A 22,611-nucleotide genomic window follows, 5' to 3' on the forward strand; every position below is an offset into this window, starting at 1 on the left:
CTGCCCGTGGGCCGGCCCTGGCACGGTTTAGAATCATGGGTATGGGCATACAAGAGGAACAGCCGCGGCGGGATGGCGATCTGCTGGTGGCTCTGGCTCAGATCGACACCTGTGTGGGCGATCTTGACGGCAACGCCAACATTATTATGGACTACTCCCGAAAGGCAGCTGAGCAGGGGGCGACCCTGGTGGTCTTTCCCGAGATGAGCCTGACAGGTTACCCAATCGAGGACCTGGCATTCCGGGCCAGCTTCCGTCGGGCCGCCTGGTCTCGGGCCGACCGTCTGGCCAGGGAGCTGGAGGAGCAGGGTCTGGGCCATCTCTATGTGATCGTGGGAACCGTCGGCACCGACACGGATCAGGACAGGCCCCGCAACCGGCTGGTGGTCCTGCATCAGGGTCGGGTCGAGGCTGGCTACGACAAGCACTTCCTGCCCAACTACGGTGTCTTTGACGAGTACAGGATCTTTACCCCGGGAGATAGGACTGTGGTCCTGGAGGTGCAGGGGCACCGGATAGGGCTGGCCATCTGCGAGGACATCTGGCAGGATGGCGATCCCATCAGCGACCTGGCTGACCGGGACATCGACCTCCTGGTGACCATCAACGGCTCCCCATTCGAGGAGGGCAAGGGGCACGTCCGTTACGAGCGGGCGACTCGTCGGGCCAAGCAGGTCGGCGCGCCTCTGCTCTATCTGAACCAGGTGGGTGGTCAAGACGATCTGGTCTTTGACGGAGGCAGTTTTGTGGTGGACCAGGATGGCACTCTAATGGAGCGCTCGCCAAGGTTCGTCCAGGATCTGTCGACTTGGACCCTGCCTGCACCAGGGGAGCGGCCTCTGCCCAGTGAATCCTGCATGGCTGAAGAGATGCCTGGGGATGAGGAGGTCTATCGGGCCTGCGTGCTGGGTTTAAAGGACTACATGGCCAAGAACCATTTCACGGGCGTCTGCCTGGGGCTGTCAGGCGGGATCGACTCGGCCCTGGTGGCCACCATGGCCGCCGATGCCTGCGGAGGGGGGCACGTGCGTGGCATCTCCATGCCCAGCCGCTACTCCTCGGAGGGCTCCCGGGATGATGCTGCTGACCTGGCCCAGCGTCTGGGCGTGCGTTACGTGGTGCAAGCCATAGGCCCTGAATTCGACGCCTTCCAAGGGCAGTTGCATCTGGAAGGGGTGGCTGAAGAGAATCTGCAGGCCCGGATACGCGGGGTCATCGTCATGGCCTATGCCAATGCCGAGGGGCTTCTGGCACTGGCAACCGGCAACAAGTCCGAGCTGGCCTGCGGCTATTCAACGATCTATGGCGATGCGGTCGGTGGCTACGCGCCCATCAAGGATCTGCTCAAGACCCGGGTCTGGCAGCTGGCCCGCTGGCGCAACGCCCAGGCCCATGCACGGGGTGAACGTGAGCCCATCCCGGTCAACTCCATCGTCAAGCCGCCCTCGGCCGAGCTGCGCCAAGGGCAGAAGGACTCTGATTCCCTGCCTGACTACAGCCTGCTTGACAAGGTCCTGGAGGCATACATCGAGCATGCGCATGGTCGGGCCGACCTTCTGGCCGACGGTTTCGATCCCGACACGGTCGACACGGTCATGCGTTTGGTGGATCGGGCCGAGTGGAAGCGGCGCCAGTACCCGCTGGGGCCCAAGGTCACCTCCCTGGCCTTCGGCCGTGACCGCCGGCTGCCCGTAACCAACGCCTTCAAAGAGTGATTGCCATGGATCCCCAAGAGGAGCAACCGGCCTGGTACTTCAACACTGTCACCGGCAGGCCCGAGCAGGGCAAGCTGTCTCCGCAGGACAGGCGGATGGGCCCCTACCGCAGCAGGCAGGAGGCCCTTGATGCCTGGAAGATCGCCAAGCGCCGCAACAAGGAATGGGATGAAGAAGACCGCCGTTGGCGGCAGGCCTGGGAGGGTGATCCCGGGCAGGGGCAGTCATCAGCTGACAGATGAAGCTCCCGCTGGATCGCCCACTATCTTTGGCGATCAGTCGGCCATACCGTCAGAACGGATCGGGACTCAGGCGGTGTGCCGGGCCTGCTCGCAAGATATTGTTGTGACGCCCATTGCGAGTCTTCGTGCAGTGTGATATAGCTCACGTCGCGATTCGGTTTCCCGTGGTAACGCGCCCCCTATACTTGAAAGTGACAGTGGTGTGAGGAAGCGCCATTGACCATATCAACAAGGAGTTGACTATGACAGCAGTTGAGACCAATACCGTCTCTCCCGCAGAGCTGCAAGCCAAGGCTTGGAAGGGCTTCAAGGGCGAGGACTGGAAGAAAGATATCGACGTTCGCGACTTCATCCAGAAGAACTACACTCCGTACACCGGTGACGAATCCTTCCTGGCACCGGCTACAGAGAAGACCAAGTTCCTGTGGAACTACCTGGATGACAATTTCCTTGCCGTAGAGCGCAAGCAGCGCGTCTACGACGTGGACACCCACACTCCGGCGGGCATTGACGCCTTCCCGGCCGGATACATCGACGGCAAGCCTGCCGGCGAGACCCAAGACGACGTGATTGTCGGCATACAGACCGACGTTCCCTGCAAGCGTGCGATGATGCCCTACGGCGGCTGGCGCATGGTTGAGCAGGCCCTCAAGGAGGCCGGCAAGGAGCCCGATCCAGAGGTTAAGAAGATCTTCACCCGGTATCGCAAGACCCACAATGATGGCGTCTTCGACGTTTACACCAAGAGGATCAAGCTGGCCCGCCACAACAAGATTCTGACCGGTCTGCCCGATGCTTACGGCCGTGGCCGCATCATTGGCGATTACCGTCGTGTGGCCCTCTACGGGATCGATGAGCTGATCGCCCGCAAGAAGGCCGACAAGGATTCGATTCCTTACCGCAACGACTTCACCGAGGAAGAGATCGAGCACTGGATTCGCTTCCGCGAGGAGCACGCCGAGCAGATCAAGGCTCTGAAGCAGCTGCTGAACCTGGGCAAGGAGTACGGCCTGGATCTGAGCCGTCCTGCCATGAACGCCAAGGAAGCCGTCCAGTGGACCTACATGGCCTACCTGGCCTCGGTCAAGAGCCAGGACGGCGCCGCCATGTCCATCGGTCGTCTGTCCGCCTTCTTCGACGTCTACTTCGAGCGTGATCTGGCCGCTGGCCTGATTGACGAGACCGATGCCCAGGAGATCATCGACAACATCGTGATGAAGCTGCGCATCGTGCGCTTCCTGCGGACCAAGGACTACGACAACATCTTCTCGGGCGACCCCTACTGGGCCACCTGGTCCGACGCTGGCTTCGGCGACGACGGCAGGCCCATGGTCACCAAGACCTCCTTCCGTCTGCTGGCAACCCTGACCCTGGAGCACCTTGGACCCGGTCCCGAGCCCAACATCACCATCTTCTGGGATCCGAAGCTGCCTGAGGGTTACAAGCGCTTCTGCGCCCGTATCTCCATCGACACCTCCGCCATCCAGTACGAGTCCGACAAGGACATTCGCGCCCACTGGGGCGATGACGCTGCTATCGCCTGCTGCGTGTCCCCCATGAGGGTCGGCAAGCAGATGCAGTTCTTCGGCGCCCGTGTCAACTCCGCCAAGGCCCTGCTCTACGCCATGAACGGCGGCCGTGACGAGATGACCGGCATGCAGGTCATCGACAAGGACGTAATCAAGCCTGTCACCCCCAAGGAAGACGGTTCTCTGGACTTCCAGGAGGTCAAGGACAACTACGAGAAGGCCCTGCAGTGGCTGAGCGAGACCTACGTCGAGGCTCTGAACATCATCCACTATATGCACGATAAGTACGACTACGAGTCCATTGAGATGGCCCTGCACGACAAGGAGGTCTACCGCACCCTGGGTTGCGGCATGTCCGGCCTGTCCATCGCCGCTGACTCCCTGTCGGCTATCAAGTACGCCAAGGTCTACCCGATCTACAACAAGGATGCCAAGGGCACCCCTGAGTATGTCGAGGGCGCTGACGACGACCTGATCGTCAACTACAAGACCGTTGGCGAGTTCCCGATCTACGGCAACGACGACGATCGCGCTGACGACCTGGCCAAGTGGACCGTGTCCACCGTCATGGGCCAGATCAAGCGCCTGCCTGTCTACCGTGGCGCTGTGCCGACCCAGTCCATTCTGACCATCACCTCCAACGTGGAGTATGGCAAGAACACCGGGTCCTTCCCCTCCGGCCACAAGAAGGGCACCCCGTACGCTCCCGGTGCCAACCCCGAGAACGGCATGGATTCGCACGGCATGCTGCCCTCCATGTTCTCCGTGGGCAAGATTGACTACAACGACGCCCTGGACGGCATCTCGCTGACCAACACGATCACCCCCGACGGCCTGGGCCGCGACGAGGATGAGCGCATCAACAACCTGGTGGGTATCCTGGACGCCGGCAACGGCCACGGGCTCTACCACGCCAACATCAACGTTCTGCGCAAGGAGCAGTTGGAGGATGCCGTCGAGCACCCCGAGAAGTACCCGCACCTGACCGTGCGCGTCTCGGGCTACGCCGTCAACTTCGTCAAGCTGACCCGCGAGCAGCAGCTCGACGTGATCTCCCGCACCTTCCACCAGGGCGCGGTGACCGACTGATCGCCCTCGTGCGATAGTCAACCGTTGATGAGACGGTGAATCATGGGGCGGGGCGCACCAAGGCCCTGCCCCCTTTTCGTCTTTTTCAGGAGGATCCGATGACGGAGACCACCACCTTCCATACCACCCAGCCGCATATGCTCAAGGAATCCAAGGTCTACCAGAGCCAGACCCTGATGGGCGGCCTTTCGGGGTTCGAATCGCCCATTGGACTGGACCGGCACGACCGTATGAATGCCCTACGCACGGGCGACATCGGATTTGTTCACTCCTGGGACATCAACACCTCAGTGGACGGGCCGGGCACAAGGATGACCGTCTTCATGAGCGGATGCCCCCTGCGTTGCCAGTACTGCCAGAACCCCGACACCTGGAAGATGCGCGATGGCCAGCCCGTATATCTGCAGGCCATGATCGACAAGGTGGCCCGCTACCAGGACCTCTTCAAGAGCACGGGCGGAGGAATCACCTTCAGCGGCGGCGAGTCCATGATGCAGGCAGCCTTTGTCTCACGCGTCTTTCGTGCTGCCAAGGAGATGGGCGTTCACACCTGCCTGGACACCTCGGGCTTCCTCAATCGCAACTACACCGATGCCATGATTGACGATATCGACCTGTGCCTGCTGGATGTCAAGTCCGGCGACGAGGCCACCTACAAGAAGGTGACCGGCGGCACGCTGGCCCCCACAATCGAATTCGGCAAGCGTCTGGCTACCCGTGGCAGCAAGATCTGGGTTCGCTTTGTGCTGGTGCCAGGGCTGACCGACTCCGAGGAGAACGTCGAGAATGTGGCTCGGGTGTGCGAACAGTTCAAGGATGCCATCGAGCACATTGATGTGCTTCCCTTCCATCAGCTTGGACGGCCCAAGTGGCATGAGCTGCGCATCCCCTACCCGCTGGAGGATGCCAAAGGCCCCTCTGCTGCTTTGAAGGATCGGGTCAAGAAGCAGCTGGAGGCCCACGGCTTCGTGGTCTACTGAGGCGTGGAACCCAATTTGGTTCCAGGGCGGATCCAGGAGAAACCCGAATAATTCTCTTGTGACTCCCCACGGCAGATGTCGTGGGGAGTTTTGTTTGCTCGGGCGCAGGCCAGCCGGCCAATCAGCAAGTGACCGACTCGCTGAATGACAGAATCATCAGATGAATGGCACGCCGAATGACCGGCTTAATGATTGGCAGATTCAATGATTGGCAGATTCAATGGGTGACGGATTCAATGGATGACCGACACTGAAAAATCGATAAATTCCCGACATGGCATTCACAGTGAGAAATTGTCGGTGGGTTGAGGCCATGGACTATGCTTTCAGGCGTGTGTTTTCCGGGCCGGTAGGTCCGGTGGAGTTTTGGAAGACAAACTAAAAAAGAGGTTGAGCGCAGGTGACCACGGAACCTAAGACGCAGCTGCTTTCAGAGCCCGCCCAGGGTGTGCCGTCGGTCATCGACGATATGGCCGGATACCGCCGGGCCTGCCGGCTACTGTCCCAGGGGAGCGGTGCGCTGGCTGCTGATGCTGAACGCGCCTCTGGCTTCCGCTATGGCCACGACGACTACCTGGTCCAGTTCAAGCGCCAGGGGGCGGGGATATTCCTGCTGGACCCACCGGCTTTGAGGCAGGCGGGCTGTGACTGGTCGGAATTCAATAAGGCTGTTGATGGTGCCCAGTGGATTATCCACGACTCCCCTCAGGATCTGCCCGGCTTCCATGCTTTGGGCATGAGGCCCTCATCGCTCTTCGACACCGAGCTGGCGGCCAGGATGCTCAACCTGGGTCATTACGGCCTGTCTGCAGTGACTGCGCACTACCTGGGGCTGACGCTGGCCAAGGAGCATTCTGCTGCAGACTGGTCCTACCGCCCGCTGCCCCGTGATTGGCGCAATTATGCCGCCTTGGACGTGGAGTTGCTGGATCGGGTGCGGTCGTGCGAGCTGGATGATCTGCGCCATCACGGCAAGGATGAATGGGCAAGGCAGGAATTCGCCTGGTTGCTGCAGCAGGGCAAAATCCCCAAGCAGGAGCCTGAGCAGCCCTGGCGGCATATCTCGCATATCAACGCCCTGCGCAATGACCGTCGAGGCCTGGCTGTGGCCCGTTCCCTGTGGACCACCCGTGACAAGCTGGCACGACGCAATGACATTGCTCCGACGCTCCTCCTGCCTGACAAGGCCATCATCGAGGCCGGCAGGCTCAAGCCGCACAACAACGCCCAATTCCGCTCCATCCGATCCTTGAATGAGCGGGTCAGGATCCACACCGGCGGCGAGCAGGACCGGATGTTTGAGCGCTATGCGCCCATCCAGCGCCGGGTCAGGCCCTCGGTCTGGAAACAGGCCATCCTGGAAGCGCTGAGTCTGCCCACCGAAGAACTGCCGGTGCCGCCCAAGCCGCGGTGTGAGGAGACCAACGCCCCCAAGTCCATGCAGGTCTGGCGGCACCGCCACCCGGACCGATATGCCAGGCTGGAGGCAGCGCGCAAGGCGGTGACTGAGGTGGGACGCCGGACCAACACCCCCGACGAGATTCTGATCAAGCCCCGCTACCTGCGCAACCTCTGCTGGACCGACGAACCGGAGAAGCGGGATGTGGCCGACTTCCTGCGTCAGGAGGGTGCCCGCCCCTGGCAGGTTTCGCTCCTGTCAGAGTCCCTGACTCGCGCTATTATGTAACGGTTGCCTTACTGGCAGATCAAACGGTTTGGATGAATTGGAGCGCAGCGTGAAAATCAGCGTCAGAAACCTCGAGCCCACCAAGGTCAGGCTCACCATCACCGTCGATCCCGATGAGCTGAACCCCTACCTGGATCAGGCCCGTAAGGAGATCGGCAAGCAGGTGACCATCCCCGGCTTCCGCAAGGGCCATGTGCCCGGACCCATCATCGATCAGCGCGTGGGCTTTGCCAGCGTAGCGGGCGAGGCCGTCAACGCCGGCGTGCCTGAGCTCTACTCCAAGGCTCTGGAGGAGAAGCAGCTGCACGCCATGGCGCAGCCGCAGATCGATGTCAAGGACATTCCTTCCTCGGCCAAGGACGACACCAAGCTCAAGTTCACCGCAGAGGTGGAGATTCGTCCCAAGTTCGAGCTGCCCGACATCGAGGGCATGGAGATTGAGGTCCCCAAGCCCGCCGTCACCGACGAGGACGTGGACAAGCGTCTGGACAACCTGCGTCAGCGTTTTGGCACCCTGGTCAGTGTGGATCGCCCAGCCTCCAAGGGTGACTATGCCAACATCGACCTGGATGCCGTCATCGACGGCGAGTCCGTGGACTCCCAGCAGGGGGTCAGCTACGAGCTGGGTTCCAACACCATGCTGGACGGCCTGGATGAGGCCCTTGACGGGCTGTCGGCCGGGGAAGAGACCACCTTCGAGGGCACCCTGGAGGCCGGCGAGCACCAGGGCGAGAAGGCCCAGATCAAGGTCAAGGTCAACTCGGTCAAGGCCGAGGAGCTGCCCGACCTGGACGACGAGTTCGCCAAGGAGGCCTCGGAGTTCGAAACCCTGGAGGAGCTGCGCGAGGATGTGCGCAAGCAGTGCCAGGTGGATGCCGAGGGTCGGCAGGCCACTGACGCCCGCGACGCCTTCATCGCCAAGCTGCAGGACGGCCTGGACATCCCGGTGCCCAAGGGCATCAAGCAGTCCATGGTGACCGATCAGCTCAAGAACACCGGCAAGGACCCGGACAAGGCCAGCAAGGACGAGAAGGCCGAGGCCGAGGAGAGCGTGGAGAAGGAACTGCGCGACCAGATGACCCTGGACGCCCTGGCTGAGAAGCTGGGGATCACGGTCAGCCAGGCCGATGTGACCAACTTCCTGGCCTCCATCGCCCAGCAGTACGGCATGGATCCCAGCGCCTTCATCAACGGCATCGTTCGCAACGGCCAGCTGGGTTCGGCTGTGCAGGAGGTTGGCCGCTCCAAGGGCATGCTGGCCGGCATGCGGGCCGTCACCTTCAAGGATCCCGATGGCCAGGAGGTGGACCTGAGCCGCTTCCTGGGCGAAGATGAGCCCGAGGCCCAGGAGGAGCAGGACGAGAGCGTCCAGGCTGCCTCCGCCGCTGCTGAAGTGGCCGACCAGCTCTCCCAGGATCAGGAGTAGCTCACAAGTCGCAAAGAACAGGGCCGCACCCAGTGGCGAAACAGCCTGGGTGCGGCCCTGTCGTAGCGGTTGCGCAAAGAGCGGAAAGACCACGGCCGCGTCGATTGCGGGGGCTACTCTCAATACAGATACGTTTATCGAAGGAGACAGGGTGAACAACTCATTGGCAACCAGTCCCGTGATGGAGGAGGGGGAGGCCCCTACGCCGACCGATCCCATCTTCAACCGACTGCTCAAGGACAGGATCATCTGGCTGGGGGACGAGGTCAAGGACGCCAACGCCAACGTCATCTGCGCACAGATGCTGATGCTGGCGGCCGAGGATCCCAAAAAGGACATCTGGCTCTACATCAATTCGCCTGGCGGCTCCATTACGGCGGGCATGGCCATCTACGACACCATGCAGCTGATCGAGCCCGATGTGGCTACGGTCGCGGTCGGTATGGCTGCCTCCATGGGCCAGTTCCTGCTCTCCAGCGGGGCCAAGGGCAAGCGCTTCGTCACCTCCCATGCACGGGTGCTCATGCATCAGCCCTCGGGCGGCGTAGGAGGCACGGCCACTGACGTCAGGATCAACGCCGAGCTGATCATGGACATGAAGCGCACGCTCTCCCAGCTGACGGCCGAGCAGACCGGCCACACCCTGGAAGAGATCTACCGGGACAACGAATACGATCATTGGTTCACGGCCCAGCAGGCCCTGGAGTACGGATTTGTCGACCGGATCGTGACCACCCATGGCACTATGACCGCGGATCAAGGGAAGTGAGCACTCCACATGGCATCTGAAGAAGCGCAATTTGTAGCACGGGCCCGTCGACTGGCCGGCCCTCGTGGCCTGGCCGCCATGCCCGCCGATCGCTATGTGCTGCCGCAGTTCGAGGAGCGCACCCCTTACGGCTACAAGCGCCAGGACCCTTACACCAGGCTCTTCGACGACAGGATCATCTTCATGGGCGTCCAGGTGGACGACACCTCTTCGGATGACATCATGGCCCAGCTCCTGGTTCTGGAGAGCCAGGATCCCAACCGCGACGTGATCATCTACATCAACTCGCCGGGGGGATCCATGACGGCCATGACCGCCATCTACGACACCATGCAGTACATCAAGCCCGATGTGCAGACTGTCTGCCTGGGCCAGGCTGCCTCGGCTGCTGCCGTTCTGTTGGCCGCCGGCACCAAGGGCAAGCGCCTGATCCTGCCCAATGCCCGTGTGCTCATTCACCAGCCGGCCATGGAGCAGGACTTCGGCAAGGCCACCGAGATTGAGATCCAGGCCAAGGAGATGCTGCGCATGCGCACCTGGCTGGAGGAGACACTGGCCAAGCACACCGGCCAGGATGTGGAAAAGATCCGCAAGGATATCGAGGTGGATACCATTCTGACCGCCCAGCAGGCCAAGGATTACGGGATGGTGGACGAGGTCCTGGAGCACCGCGATTAGCTCCGGTGACTGCGCACATGATTGATCGTCCGGATGGCGGCGGGCCCCTGGGGTCCACGGCCTCCGGACGTTTTTGGCATCATGGACGATGCCGCTCACATATGATTTCGGCGATTCTTGCGGATTCTCCGGGAAGGGAGAGCCATGGGCCGTGTGGTCAGCTACAATGACGGACTGAATCGCTGCGAGTTCTGCGGCAAGGACGAGCACCAGGTGCGTCGTCTGGTCAAGGGGCCTTCCTGCGCAATCTGCGACGAATGCATACGCCTATGCGCCCAGATCATCCAGGAGGACATGGCCAAGGATGCCGCCGATCAGCGGGTGTCCCTGCCTGCGCCCTCAAAGATATTCGCCTATCTGAACCATTATGTCATCGGCCAGGAGGCTGCCAAGCGCACCTTGTCGGTGGCTGTCTACAACCACTACAAGCGCGTCAATATGGACCTGGGCGACCGTGGACGTATTGCTGACACTGCGTTTGAGCGAAAGGACGCGGCCCCACGCGTCCAGGTGGACAAGTCCAACATCCTGCTCATGGGTCCCACCGGCGTGGGCAAGACCTACCTGGCGCGAACCCTGGCCACCATCATGAACGTCCCCTTCGTCATCGTGGATGCCACCAGCCTGACCGAGGCTGGATATGTGGGTGAGGATGTGGAATCCGTCCTGCAGGGGCTGCTCCAGGCTGCCGACGGCAACATGGACCTGGCCCAGCGCGGGATCATCTACATCGACGAGATCGACAAGATCGCCAGGAAATCCGGGGAGAACACCTCAATCACCCGGGACGTGTCAGGCGAGGGGGTCCAGCAGGCCCTGCTCAAGATCATCGAGGGCACCCAGGCCCGTGTGCCGGTCCAGGGTTCGCGTCGGCACGGCGATGTCCGCACGGTCGTCATGGACACGGCCAACATCCTCTTCATCTGCGGCGGCGCCTTCGTCGGTCTTGAGGAGATCGTCCGCCGACGGCTGGGCCTGCGGGAGAGCGGATTCTCGGCAACCCAGGGGAGCGATAGGGTGCCCGGCGACCGGGTCATGAGCCAGGTCAGGGCCGAGGACCTGGAACAGTTTGGCCTGCTTCCCGAGTTCGTGGGGCGGTTGCCGGTCATATCCACCTTGGAGCCGCTGGGCGCCCGTGAGCTGCGGCGGGTGCTGACCGAACCGGACAATGCCCTGGTCGACCAGTACCGGCGCATGTTCCTGGATGACGGGGCCGATCTGGTCTTCACCGATGCCGCCCTGGACCGTGTTGCTGCCATCGCCCTGGAGCGCAAGGTCGGCGCCCGAGGGCTGCGTGGAATCATCGAGCACACCTTGGAGGCGACCATGTTCGAGCTGCCCGATAGGACGGATGTCTCCCGTGTTGTGGTGGATGCCGATGCCGTGGAAGGGACCGGATCGCCCCGGTATGAGACCGGGCAGGGCGTGGCCGCAGCTGCTGGTCGTCGTTTGGCTTGACCCCGCCACGACGAGTGCCGCTGTTGACCGGGCCCGATAGGATGATCATTGTTGCCGGAAGGGAGGCCCCATGGGTGCTCGTAGCGCTGTCGTAGTCACGCACAGCAGGGTCCGGGCAAGCGGCCACCTGGTGGACGAGGTCGAGGAGCAGTTGCGCAGGGACGGGTTTCGCGTTTCGATCGTCGACAACATTGCCGCCCCGGAATTCGGCAGCCCCAGCCAGAAGGTGGCCGACGACACCGAGATTGTCATCGTTCTGGGCGGCGATGGGACCATTCTGCGGGCCGCAGAGCTGGTCAAGGGCACCCAGGTGCCCATTTTGGGGGTCAACCTAGGCCATGTGGGATTCCTGGCAGAGTTCGAGAGCTTCCAGATAGGGGAGGCCATTCGTCGGGTGGCTGATCATGACTATTCCATCGACGAGCGCATGGTGGCCCATGTGGACCTGTGGATACCTGGGGCCGATCGACCACTGAGCGACTGGGCCCTCAACGACATGACCCTGGAACGATATGATCGGGGCAAGATGATCGAGGTATCGGTCCGAGTGGACGATGTGGAGATGAGTTCCTTCGGTTGTGACGGCATGATTGTGGCTACCCCGACCGGATCGACGGCCTATGCCTTTTCAGTGGGCGGGCCCATCGTCTGGCCGGATGCACAGTCGCTACAGATGGTGCCCATAGCTGCCCATGCACTCTTCGCCCGATCCCTGATCATCGGTCCAAAGTCGCAGTTCACCCTGGACATTCTGGGTGATTCCCAGTCGGCTGGTTGGATTTGCAATGACGGGCGCCGTCAGCGGCCAGTGCCCAAGCGGTCCCGCATTGTGGTGCGACAGTCCCACGACATCCTGAGGCTGGCCAGGCTGTCCGGGGTGCCCTTCACCAGACGGCTGGTCTCTAAGTTCGACCTGCCTGTGGTCGGCTGGAGGGAGCAGCATCGCGCTTCGGCGGTTGCGAACGGGCAGGACCAGGGGGAGCTGCCGGAGTCGAATAAGGAGCACTGATGCTGGAAGAGCTGGAAGTACGAGACCTGGGTCCCATCCATCATGCCCTGCTACGGCCTGCTGCTGGCATGACGGCCATCACAGGGGAGACCGGGGCTGGCAAGTCCATGCTGCTCAACGCCATCAGGCTGATCTCGGGGTCCACTGCCCGACCGCAACTGGTGTCGCCTGGAGCACGCGAGTCGTGGGTCCAGGGGATTTTCGATGCTGGAGCCGCTGGAGCTGAGAATCCAGTGACTGCTGCAATAACCGAGGCTGGCCTGCCTGTGGAGGATGAGGGACAGATCTTCTTGGCCCGAACCATGCCGGTCAAGGGGCGTTCCCGTGCCGCTCTGAATGGTAGGACGGCCCCTCGTGGCCTGCTGGAGGAGGTGGCTGGGATGCTGGTCACTGTTCATGGCCAGGCGGATCAGATGCGTATGGCCAGTCCGGCCCGGCAGCGCGAATTTTTGGATGCCTATGCCGGTGACGGCCCGCAGCTGGAGGCTTTTTCCAAGGCCTTCAGGCATTACCGACAGGCCCAGGACCATCTGGAGGAGCTGCGCAACCAGCAGTCCGGTGCTATGGCCCAGGCTGATTATCTCCGTGAATCCATTGCCCGGATCGATCGCGTTGACCCACATTCCGGCGAGGATCGCGAACTCAAGGCTCAGCGGGACAGGATCGAGCATGCTGCCCAGATCAGTCAGGGAGTAATGTCCGCGCTGTCCGCCTTGGACTCCGGTCAGATAGACCCGGATGCCGATGCACCTTCGGCTACGGCCCTGGTGGAACGAGCTATTGCCGCCCTGGAGGGCATCGGTGTGGAGGGGATCTTTCAGGAGTCGGCCCAGCGGTTGCGGTCGCTGAATGCTGATCTGTCTGACTTGGTCTTCACCCTGAGCAGCCAGTTGGATGACGAAGGCCAGGAGGGCGATCTGGACAAGATCAACGCCCGCATCCACGATCTGGATGAGCTGACCCGACGCTGGGGACCGGACATCGACGATGTTCTGGCCTGGCGCAAGAAGGCTGCATTTGAACTTGAGGACATGGATGCCTCACCCGAGAAACTGGAGGAGCTTCAAGGTCAAGTTGAGCAGCTTCGCGGAAGCGCCTTGAAGGCGGCACGGAATTTGTCTGCGTCACGGGCCAAGGCTGCACGAAGGCTGAGCGATCTTGTCGATGGCGAATTGCACTCCCTGGCCATGGCGGGTGCCGGGCTTGAGATTCGCGTCAGGCCACGTCAGGACCAAGACATGGACGGGCATGGTCTGGACCAGATCGACTTCCTCTTCAGACCATATCCAGGTTCGGATCTTCTGCCCATGGGCAAGAGCGCCTCGGGCGGCGAACTCAGCCGGCTCATGCTGGCTCTGGAGCTGGTGGCCGCGGAAGCCCGGACATCATCGGGGTCTGACGGAGCTGATGCTGGGCATATTGGCCTTGATTCTCAGGTTGGCGACCCGACGATGACCTTCATCTTTGATGAGGTGGATGCTGGTGTAGGCGGACGGGCTGCTGTAGAGCTTGGTCGTCGTCTGGCCCGGCTGGCCGTCACCGCCCAGGTGATTGTGGTCACCCACCTGCCGCAGGTGGCTTCCTGGGCCAATCGGCAGTTCGTCGTGGCCAAAGGGCGCGAAGGCGGCGATGCCGTAGAGACTCTGGTCCGCCAGGTAGAAGGCGAAGACAGGGAGCGGGAGATCGCACGGATGCTGGCCGGCAGCGAGTCTGCAACCTCCCTGAAGCACGCCCGAGAGCTTCTGGCCTCAAGCAGACTCCAGACCAGATAAGTCTGGTTGTCGTCTGCTCTTTGCTGTACCTAAGTCCGACAATTCAGCGAATTTGACGAGCTTTGGCGGCTTTGCCGCCTTTTGTGGCCGTGCGATGCATGCTCGACATCCGTCATTCCGTTGCTTTTCATTCTGATGCTTTGACTGTATGCAATCGGCTGTCAATGAGCCTGTATCAATGAAGGTGCCGGATTTTCTTTGATGACACCGTACCCGCCCTGGACATGAGCAATGTGGCGATGATCTGTTCCAAGTGGATTTTCTCCGAAGTCGTGATCGGCCGGGATTTCAGCACTGCAGCACCGTTTCTGTCGATTCTTGAATCGCACAGACAGAAGATCAATGGCGAGTTGCCTTCATGGTGAAACTGTTATAGTGTATACATGAACACCGGTACAGCTCAGCCAGGGTCGTGCCGACAATCAATGAAAGGGGCTTGGATGAAGCTGATCATCTCATCCCTGTCCGGGCAGCCGATTTATCGGCAGATCGAGGACCAGATACGTTCGGCCATCCTGACCGGAGACCTGCAAGCGGGGGAGGGACTGCCTTCCCTGCGACATCTCTCGCAGGAGCTCAGGGTGTCCGTGCTGACCGTGACCCGCGCCTATACCGAACTCGCTCAAGAGGGCTTGGTGGAGAACATCCAAGGCAAGGGGACCTTCGTGGCTGACAGTGGCGACCAGGTCATGCGGCGGCATATGGAGGACCGCGTGCAGTCCCTGCTGGGCGAGGCGGTCGATACGGCTCGTCGGGCCGGCATGGAGCCGGACCGTATTCGCGGCCTGCTCGACGGCCTGCTGGGCGACAAGGGTTCTGCACCCGCGTCCGAAGAGGGAAAGGAATAGCAGCATGTGCGCATCACCGGCGATGACAACCTCTGGCGAAGATGTCGACTATGCCCTGCGCGTCAGTGACCTGGGGAAAAGCTACGCCAAGGCCGACGGCACGGATTTCCGTCTGCACCAGGTCACCATGGACCTGCCCATGGGCTACATCATGGGATTGATAGGCCCCAACGGCGCAGGCAAATCCACCCTGATTCGGCTCTTGCTGAATATGACCCGCCGAGACAGCGGAGAAATCAGCATTCTGGGCCGTGATCCCCTGAAACAGGAGGAGGAGGTCAAAGCAGACCTGGGTGTGGTCTTCGATTCCATTTATTTCCTGGAGACATGGAAGGTCAAGGCTGTCGAGCCAGTGATGGCACCCATGTATCCCGCTTGGAACAGTGATCGTTATCAGGATTATCTGCATCGGTTCGGTCTGCAAGAAAACCGCAAAATCGGCAAGCTCTCCCGTGGCATGCAGATGAAACTGATGCTGGCCGTCGCGCTCAGCCACGACGCAAGGCTCTTGATTCTGGATGAGCCCACCAGTGGTCTGGATGTCCTGGCCAGGGACGAGCTCATGGATATTCTCCTGGACTACATCGGCGATGGTCGTCACTCGGTGCTTTTCTCCACGCACATCACCGAAGATCTCGAACGGGTGGCTGACTTCGTTACCTACATCAATCGGGGGTCTGTCTTCTACACCGGTCCCAAGGACGAGTTGATGGAGGCTTTCCAGGTTGTGAGAGGAGGGCCGGATGATCTGGCTAGAGCTCAAATGCCGCATCTGATGGGCCTGCAACGTTCCGCCACAGGTTTCGAGGCTCTGGTGCCCACTGAACACTTGACGGATTTTCTGGCATCGGCTTCTCCTGCCGCCGTGGAGCCTTCAGAGGACCGCTACCTGGTGGAGCGGGCCGACTTTGACAACATCATCAGACTGACCGCGAGCTCACCTGCCGCGACCGACAGGAATAAGGATGTGGAGTCATGAAGGCGATAGCCAAGCAGATCAGGTTGGACATGCAACGTTTCTCAGGAGCAGGGAGAACCTGGGTCGGTGTGCTGATTTTCATGTCCGTGCCCCTCATCGGAATTCTGCTGAATCTAGTCATGGCCCTGACAGGCAATGACGGGGAAGATGCACGGACTGCGTTGACGGGGGCAGTAACCAGCATGGGAATCGGGCTGCTTGTAGGCCTGGTATTTGGTATGTTCGTCGATTTCAACAATACGGCAATTCGGTTGAATGGTCTGCTGCCTTTAACACGTGATCACCAGGTATTCGGACGCTATGCTGCTGTAATTCTGCTGGTCCTAGTTCAGTCTTGCGGCTATGCAATATTCTTCTTCTACGCTACTGATTCATTTTTGCATGGTCAGGACCATTGGCGCGACACTGTCTTGTTTGCTCTGGGGTTGTTCCTGTTGGAATCTTTGCTTTTTGCAGTAGCTACACCCTTGTTTTATTGGCTGGAACCAGTTAAAGCAATGCTAGTCTTCCTGGCGCTTCTTGGTTTGGTGCCAATCATGGCCCTTATCGGCAGTTTGCTGCCCTTGGACTGGGGGACCTTCTGGAATTCAATCATGCGATTTTTGACATCCGACCTGTGGCGGCCAGTGCTCCTCGGGCTGGCCTTGATTCTGGCGGTTGATATGGTTTCGATAGTCCTATCTCGCAAGGTCTATGCCAGGAAGGAGATTTGAGCCAATTCGCTCAGGCTTCAGAACTGCATGACCGCGTGGCGGACGTAGTCGGACATGTTCCCGGGATCGATGCAGTCCCGGAAGCGCACAGGTGCGCTTTCCAGGGTGCGCAGAGCCTTTGGGGGCCTGGTGTTGGTAGCCTCGGCCAGGATGTCCATGCAGTCGAAATCACTGTCCGGGGTCTCCAGGCCCAGGGATTGGCAGACCACCCGGGGGAACTTGTAGGGGCTGGCTGTGGACAGCAGCACCCGGGGCACTGCAGGATCCCTGTCGGTCTGCCCGGTCATGACCTGGTATCCGCAGGCCGTGTGCGGATCGATCAGGTATCCCCGGTCCTCCCAGCAGTTGCTGATGGCCGACGCCACCTGGTTCTCGTCGGCCCAACCGCAGGAGAAGAGCCTGCGGATTCTGGTCATAACGGCTTCGGGCACCTGGTAGCGTCCCGTGGACTCCAAGTCGGCCATAAGCGAGGCAATCAACTCGGTGTCGCCGTCGGCCATGTAGTAGAGCATCCGCTCCAGGTTGGAGGAGATCAGGATGTCCATGCTGGGGGAAGTGGTGGTGTAGAAGGGACGGTTGCGGTCATAGATGCCTGTGGTCAGGAAGTCGTTGAGGACCCGGTTACGGTCCGAGGCCACGGTCAGGCGGGACACTGGAAGTCCCATCATCTTGGCGTAGTATCCGGCCAGCACATCGCCGAAGTTGCCGGTGGGCACGCAGAATTCGACCGGATCCCCAGGTCCGATCACCCCCCGTTCCATCAGGAACCCATAGGCCCGGAAGTAGTAGACGACCTGCGGGGCCAGGCGGCCGACATTGATGGAGTTGGCCGATGAGAGCACGGTCGAGGCCTTCTCGCTCAGTTCGCGAGCCAGATCAGTGTCGGCGAAGATGGACTTGACTGCGGACTGGGCATCGTCGAAATTGCCCCGAACCGCACAGACCTGGAGATTGCCGCCCTCCTGGGTGACCATCTGCAGGCGCTGGATCTGGCTGACCTTGCCCTGCGGGTAGAAGACGGTGATGCCCGTGCCCGGCGCGTCTGCGAATCCGGCCAGCGCAGCCTTGCCCGTGTCTCCGGAGGTGGCTGTGAGCACCATGATCCGTTCGCCATCGTCACCGGCCAGGGCCATCAGTCTCGGCAGAAGCTGCAGGGCCACGTCCTTGAAGGCCGAGGTGGGCCCGCGGAAGAGCTCCAGTACGAAGTCGTTGCCGCCCAGGTCCACCAGAGGGGTGATTGCCGGATCGGACCACTGTTCTCCGTATGCCGCATCCAGGCAGGAGTCCAGCTGAGCGGAGGAGTAATCACTCAGCAGTCCCGAAAGAACCAGTTTGGCTGTGCCCCTGTAGTCCTGACCGGCGACCGAGGCGGGGTCAATGGTTAGAGCATCCAGCTCATCGCTGACGTAGAGTCCTCCGTCAGGAGCCAGGCCTCGTCTGATGGCCTGCTTGGACTGCAGCTGCCCCTTGCCGCCTCGGGTGCTGTGGTATGTGCTCATGGTTGCCTGCCCCTCCGCCATGTCGCCGAACTGATCATTACCAGGGCATTCTACCCCGTGCTTGGGTCCGAACCATGGTCCTGCTCGGCTGGCGGAGGAAACCATCTATGGACGCGAGGGCCTGCCAAGGGTCGGCATGGCGTACAGTATAGCCCACCAGCCCCTATATCCGAGGCTGTAGGTGAAAGACAAAGGAGCGACCCATGGTCGAAGAGAACCCGGTACAGCAATCCTACGATGTCCTGAACTCTTCGATCTCGCAGGTGGATCCGAAGATCGCTGCACTGCTGGATGGAGAGTTGGAGCGTCAGCGCGGCGGTCTGGAGATGATCGCCTCTGAGAACTTCGTGCCCAAGGCCGTCTTGCAGGCCCAGGGATCCGTGCTGACCAACAAGTATGCCGAGGGCTATCCTGGCAGACGCTACTACGGCGGCTGCGAGTGGGTGGACCAGGTCGAGAACCTGGCCCGGGACCGCGCCAAGGCCCTCTTCGGCGCCGAGTACGCCAACGTCCAGCCCCATTCGGGCGCCCAGGCCAATGCCGCCGTTTACCAGGCTCTGATCAAGCCCGGCGACACCGTGCTGGGACTGGCCCTGGACCATGGCGGCCACCTGACCCACGGCATGAAGATCAACTTCTCCGGACGCTTTTATCATGCCGAATCCTACGGGGTCGATCCGGACACCTTCCGCATCGAGCCCGAGATCATCCGTCAACGGGCCCTGGAGACCCATCCGGCCCTGATCATCGGCGGGTGGAGCGCCTATCCGCGCATTGAGGACTTTGCAGCCATGAAGGAGATCGCCGACGAGGTGGGAGCCAAGTTCTGGGTGGATATGGCCCACTTCGCTGGTATGGTCGCAGCCGGTCTGCATCCCAGCCCGGTGCCCTATGCCGATGTGGTCTCCTCTACGGCCCACAAGACCCTTGGCGGACCCCGGTCCGGGTTCATCCTGGCTCGTCAGGAGTATGCCAAGAAGCTCAACTCCTCGGTCTTCCCCGGCAACCAGGGCGGACCGCTCATGCATGTGATCGCCGCCAAGGCCGTGGCCTTCAAGCTGGCCGGCACGCCTGAATTCAAGGAACGTATGGAGCGCACCTTGGAGGGCGCAAAGATTCTGGCCGAGCGTCTGATGGCCAAGGATGTGGCTGACAACGGCATCACCGTACTCACTGGAGGGACGGACGTCCACCTGGTCATGGTGGATCTGCGCAACAGCGAGATGGACGGTCGTCAGGGGGAGGACCTGCTGGCCAAGATCGGCATCACTGTCAACCGCAATACGGTGCCCTTCGATCCGCGCCCGGCCTCTGTGGCCTCCGGTCTGCGGATCGGGACCTCCGCCCTGGCTACTCGCGGATTCGGCCCGGCCCAGTACGAGGAGGTTGCCGACGTGATCGGCACTGCGCTGGCCCAGGGTTCTCAGGCGGATCTGGATGCCCTCAAGGCCCGGGTGGACCGGCTGGTCGAGGCCTTCCCGCTCTATCCTGAGCTGGACCAGACCCACTGATTGGCCCTTGGAGGAGGGAGGTGCAGCAATGCCCTCCCTCCTCCTGTCGTCATTGCCCCTGCTGAGGGTTACAATCGGTACAGAAATGGGTCTGGCGGACCCGTGAGGGCGAAAGGATCTGACGAACATGAGTGAAAGCGATAACTCCGGTCGCCAGGATGTGTTCGATCGGGTCTGTACCATGGCCGATGCGGCGGCCGCTGCACAGGCAGGTCTGGCAGGCATGACCGGTCAGGCCAGAAACGCCCTCTTGCTGGCCCTGGCCAATGCACTGGTCGACCAGGCCGATCAAATTGCCGCAGTCAATGAGCAGGACTGCACCGAGGCTTTTGAAGAAGGAATGAGCGCCGGTCTGATCGACCGTCTGCGCTTGGACAAGGTTCGTGTCGCTGATGCCGCCCGGGCCGTGCGCATGGTGGCTGGGCTGACCGATCCCCTGGGCGAGGTGGTTCGCGGCCATGACATGCCCAACGGCATGCGGCTCAATCAGGTGCGGGTTCCACTGGGTGTGGTGGCCATGATTTACGAGGCCCGCCCCAATGTCACCATCGATGTGGTGGCCCTCTGCCTCAAGTCCGGCAATGCGGCCCTCCTGCGAGGAGGCCACGCGGCCGATCGCACCAATCGGGCCCTGGTGGAACTGATAGGTGGGGTTCTTCGTGAGCAGGGGCTGGATCCGGCTCTGGTGGCTTCCGTGGACCGATACGGTCGCGAAGGGGCCCAGGCTCTGATGAAGGCACGTGGTCATATCGATCTGCTGGTGCCCAGGGGTGGCCGCGGGTTGATTCGCAGCGTAATTGAGCAGGCCACAGTGCCCACCATCGAGACCGGGGCTGGCAATGTCCATATTTACGTGGACCGTTCGGTGGACATGGATCAGGCCATACCCATCATCGTCAACGCCAAGACCCAGCGGGTGGGCGTCTGCAACGCCGCCGAAAAGCTGATCATCCACCGGGATGTAGCCGCTGAATTCCTGCCCCGTGTGGCCCATGCGCTGACAAGGGCCCAGGTCGAGCTGCACCTGGACACGGTCTCCATGGACATCCTTGCCGGCCATGGTCTGCCTGAAGACCTGCTGGTCCGTGCAGAAGAGGCTGACTGGGATCGCGAATATCTGGATTTGAAGATGGGGGTCCGCGTGGTGGACTCCCTGGATCAGGCCATTGAGCACATCAACCGTCACTCCACCGGACATACAGAGGCCATTCTGGCCCGGGACTACGAGGCTGTGGAGGAGTTCTCCCGCCGGGTGGATTCAGCTGTGATCATGGTCAATGCCTCAACACGATTCACTGATGGCGGCATGTTCGGCATGGGTGCCGAGCTGGGCATCTCCACCCAGAAGCTGCATGCCCGAGGGCCTATGGGTCTGCAGGAGCTGACCACCACCAAATGGATCGGCTACGGCAGGGGGCAGGTGCGGCCGTGAACGAGAAGATCGAAGAGCTCTTCCAACGCGAACACGACAATCCGCGTATCTGGTTGAGGGTGGCTTCAGAGCGGTTGAGTCTGTTGCGGTACGTCTTTCTGGTGCAAATCGAGGACGGCATCCCGGATGCAGACCAGCGCTCCTGCCTGGAGTACGCCGATGCAGTCCTGATTGGTTGGCCTGACGAACATGCCGATGATGTGCGTGACTTGGATCAGGACCAACTCAACCAGGTCAGGCACGATATCACCGTCATGGAGGAGCGGGTGCCGGTCTTCCGTAAGCAGGAGCAGGAGGGGCGCATCGCCGACCTGTCCGACTCATTGGTAGCCATCACCGGATGCGTGGCCCAGGTCCGTCGGGCCTACCAGCCGGACTTCCCTCTGCCCACCTATTCCGAGATCCGCCGTGTGGTCCAGGAGGAGTGGAATGCCGACATGGAGCGGATCGATCCTGACCGGGTCAACCCCAGCGCCGAACAGATGCGCCAGGAGGCCGAGTCTGAGAACGAGGAGAACGCCTCGGAAGCCAGACGGGAGGGTGAGCAGGCGTGAACCGGATGATGTCTGAACTGTCCAAGGAGGGGGAATCGGGGCAGGAGCCATCAGATATTGACGGGGCCTGTGGACCGGCCCACCCTAACCGTCGGCCCCGGGTGGGAATCATGGGCGGCACCTTCGATCCCATCCATAATGGCCACTTGGTGGCTGCCTCGGAGGTGGCCTGGGTCTACAACCTTGATGAGGTCATCTTTGTGCCCACCGGCCGCCCGGCCTTCAAACTGAACAAGACGGTGACCAATGCCGAGGACCGCTATCTGATGACCGTGATCGCCACGGCCTCCAACCCCAAGTTCACGGTCTCCCGGGTGGACATTGAGCGTCCTGGCATCACCTATACGGTGGACACCCTGCGCGACATCAAGCGGATGCGTCCCGACAGCGACCTCTTCTTCATCACCGGGGCGGATGCCGTGGCCGAGATCATGCGTTGGAAGGATGCCAACAGAATGTGGGATCTGGCCAAGTTCGTCGCCGTCTCCCGGCCGGGCTACTCCTCCAGTCTCGACAACCTCCAGGTGCCTGCCCACTGCGTTGATACCCTGGAGATTCCGGCCCTGTCCATCTCGTCCACGGACGTGCGGCGTCGTTCGGCCCGGGGCATGCCGGTCTGGTACCTGGTCCCGGACGGGGTGGTGCAGTACATCAACAAGCACGGGCTATACCGCTCGGCTTCCTGAGCTTCGCATACCGTCGGACGCGCCAACACGGACTG

General features: G+C 61.4%; 20 protein-coding genes. 19 read left to right on the forward strand and 1 reads right to left on the reverse strand.

Annotated elements, in window-relative coordinates:
* The first annotated feature begins 35 nt into the window (after window positions 1-35).
* The 15 genes from ACUIAI_RS02675 to ACUIAI_RS02745 all read left to right on the forward strand — a co-directional run bounded on the left by ACUIAI_RS02675 (window position 36) and on the right by ACUIAI_RS02745 (window position 16,894).
* The gene (locus ACUIAI_RS02675) at window positions 36-1,715 is read left to right on the forward strand and encodes an NAD+ synthase (protein WP_445342560.1); all 1,680 of its coding nucleotides are present in this window, start codon (window positions 36-38) and stop codon (window positions 1,713-1,715) included.
* 5 nt (window positions 1,716-1,720) lie between these two features.
* Window positions 1,721-1,957, forward strand: a complete 237-nt coding sequence (locus tag ACUIAI_RS02680; RefSeq protein ID WP_110412718.1) for a hypothetical protein — start codon at window positions 1,721-1,723, stop codon at window positions 1,955-1,957.
* Between the two features lie 242 nt (window positions 1,958-2,199).
* Entirely contained in the window at window positions 2,200-4,575 is a 2,376-nt protein-coding gene (pflB, locus tag ACUIAI_RS02685; protein WP_198176556.1) for a formate C-acetyltransferase, read from the forward strand.
* Window positions 4,576-4,673: 98 nt separating this feature from the next.
* Window positions 4,674-5,555: a pyruvate formate-lyase-activating protein gene (gene pflA / locus ACUIAI_RS02690; RefSeq protein ID WP_445342561.1), complete on the forward strand. Its 882-nt coding sequence runs from the start codon at window positions 4,674-4,676 to the stop codon at window positions 5,553-5,555.
* A gap of 400 nt (window positions 5,556-5,955) precedes the next feature.
* On the forward strand, window positions 5,956-7,242 hold the full coding sequence (locus ACUIAI_RS02695) for an HRDC domain-containing protein (protein WP_339346580.1): 1,287 nt from the start codon (window positions 5,956-5,958) through the stop codon (window positions 7,240-7,242).
* A 49-nt stretch (window positions 7,243-7,291) separates the two neighbouring features.
* Window positions 7,292-8,668, forward strand: a complete 1,377-nt coding sequence (gene tig, locus ACUIAI_RS02700) for a trigger factor (protein ID WP_445342562.1) — start codon at window positions 7,292-7,294, stop codon at window positions 8,666-8,668.
* A gap of 181 nt (window positions 8,669-8,849) precedes the next feature.
* Window positions 8,850-9,437 (forward strand): ATP-dependent Clp protease proteolytic subunit, encoded by a 588-nt coding sequence (locus tag ACUIAI_RS02705; RefSeq protein WP_029678947.1) that lies wholly within the window; start codon window positions 8,850-8,852, stop codon window positions 9,435-9,437.
* A gap of 9 nt (window positions 9,438-9,446) precedes the next feature.
* A complete protein-coding gene (locus ACUIAI_RS02710; RefSeq protein ID WP_198176552.1) occupies window positions 9,447-10,115 on the forward strand; it encodes an ATP-dependent Clp protease proteolytic subunit in 669 nt (222 codons plus the stop codon).
* 144 nt (window positions 10,116-10,259) lie between these two features.
* The gene (clpX, locus tag ACUIAI_RS02715) at window positions 10,260-11,573 is read left to right on the forward strand and encodes an ATP-dependent Clp protease ATP-binding subunit ClpX (RefSeq protein WP_445342563.1); all 1,314 of its coding nucleotides are present in this window, start codon (window positions 10,260-10,262) and stop codon (window positions 11,571-11,573) included.
* A gap of 70 nt (window positions 11,574-11,643) precedes the next feature.
* Window positions 11,644-12,582: an NAD kinase gene (locus ACUIAI_RS02720; protein ID WP_445342564.1), complete on the forward strand. Its 939-nt coding sequence runs from the start codon at window positions 11,644-11,646 to the stop codon at window positions 12,580-12,582.
* Window positions 12,582-14,354 carry a DNA repair protein RecN gene (gene recN, locus ACUIAI_RS02725; protein ID WP_445342565.1) on the forward strand — a complete coding sequence of 591 codons (1,773 nt, stop codon included), beginning with the start codon at window positions 12,582-12,584 and terminating at the stop codon, window positions 14,352-14,354. Before ACUIAI_RS02720 ends, recN begins: the two co-directional genes overlap by 1 nt.
* A gap of 224 nt (window positions 14,355-14,578) precedes the next feature.
* On the forward strand, window positions 14,579-14,719 hold the full coding sequence (locus ACUIAI_RS02730; RefSeq protein ID WP_445342566.1) for a hypothetical protein: 141 nt from the start codon (window positions 14,579-14,581) through the stop codon (window positions 14,717-14,719).
* A gap of 75 nt (window positions 14,720-14,794) precedes the next feature.
* Complete coding sequence (locus ACUIAI_RS02735) at window positions 14,795-15,202, forward strand: GntR family transcriptional regulator (protein ID WP_110412725.1); 408 nt, start codon at window positions 14,795-14,797, stop codon at window positions 15,200-15,202.
* Window positions 15,203-15,224: 22 nt separating this feature from the next.
* Window positions 15,225-16,181 (forward strand): ABC transporter ATP-binding protein, encoded by a 957-nt coding sequence (locus tag ACUIAI_RS02740; protein ID WP_445342802.1) that lies wholly within the window; start codon window positions 15,225-15,227, stop codon window positions 16,179-16,181.
* Window positions 16,178-16,894, forward strand: a complete 717-nt coding sequence (locus tag ACUIAI_RS02745) for an ABC-2 transporter permease (RefSeq protein WP_445342567.1) — start codon at window positions 16,178-16,180, stop codon at window positions 16,892-16,894. Before ACUIAI_RS02740 ends, ACUIAI_RS02745 begins: the two co-directional genes overlap by 4 nt.
* A 17-nt stretch (window positions 16,895-16,911) precedes the next feature.
* On the opposite strand, the gene thrC is transcribed toward ACUIAI_RS02745, so the two are convergent.
* Window positions 16,912-18,393, reverse strand: coding sequence for a threonine synthase (thrC, locus tag ACUIAI_RS02750; RefSeq protein ID WP_445342803.1), 1,482 nt, complete (start codon window positions 18,391-18,393; stop codon window positions 16,912-16,914).
* Window positions 18,394-18,596: 203 nt separating this feature from the next.
* Between thrC and glyA the strand changes: the two genes are divergently transcribed.
* The 4 genes from glyA (at window position 18,597) to nadD (ending at window position 22,576) form a co-directional block, all read left to right on the forward strand.
* Window positions 18,597-19,904: a serine hydroxymethyltransferase gene (glyA, locus tag ACUIAI_RS02755; RefSeq protein WP_445342568.1), complete on the forward strand. Its 1,308-nt coding sequence runs from the start codon at window positions 18,597-18,599 to the stop codon at window positions 19,902-19,904.
* Between the two features lie 118 nt (window positions 19,905-20,022).
* Entirely contained in the window at window positions 20,023-21,336 is a 1,314-nt protein-coding gene (locus tag ACUIAI_RS02760) for a glutamate-5-semialdehyde dehydrogenase (protein WP_445342804.1), read from the forward strand.
* The gene (locus ACUIAI_RS02765; protein ID WP_445342569.1) at window positions 21,333-21,890 is read left to right on the forward strand and encodes a phosphoribosylglycinamide synthetase; all 558 of its coding nucleotides are present in this window, start codon (window positions 21,333-21,335) and stop codon (window positions 21,888-21,890) included. Before ACUIAI_RS02760 ends, ACUIAI_RS02765 begins: the two co-directional genes overlap by 4 nt.
* Before the next feature lie 5 nt (window positions 21,891-21,895).
* A complete protein-coding gene (nadD, locus tag ACUIAI_RS02770; protein ID WP_445342570.1) occupies window positions 21,896-22,576 on the forward strand; it encodes a nicotinate-nucleotide adenylyltransferase in 681 nt (226 codons plus the stop codon).
* Window positions 22,577-22,611: the final 35 nt, after the last annotated feature.

The organism is Bifidobacterium sp. ESL0827 (assembly GCF_052606685.1).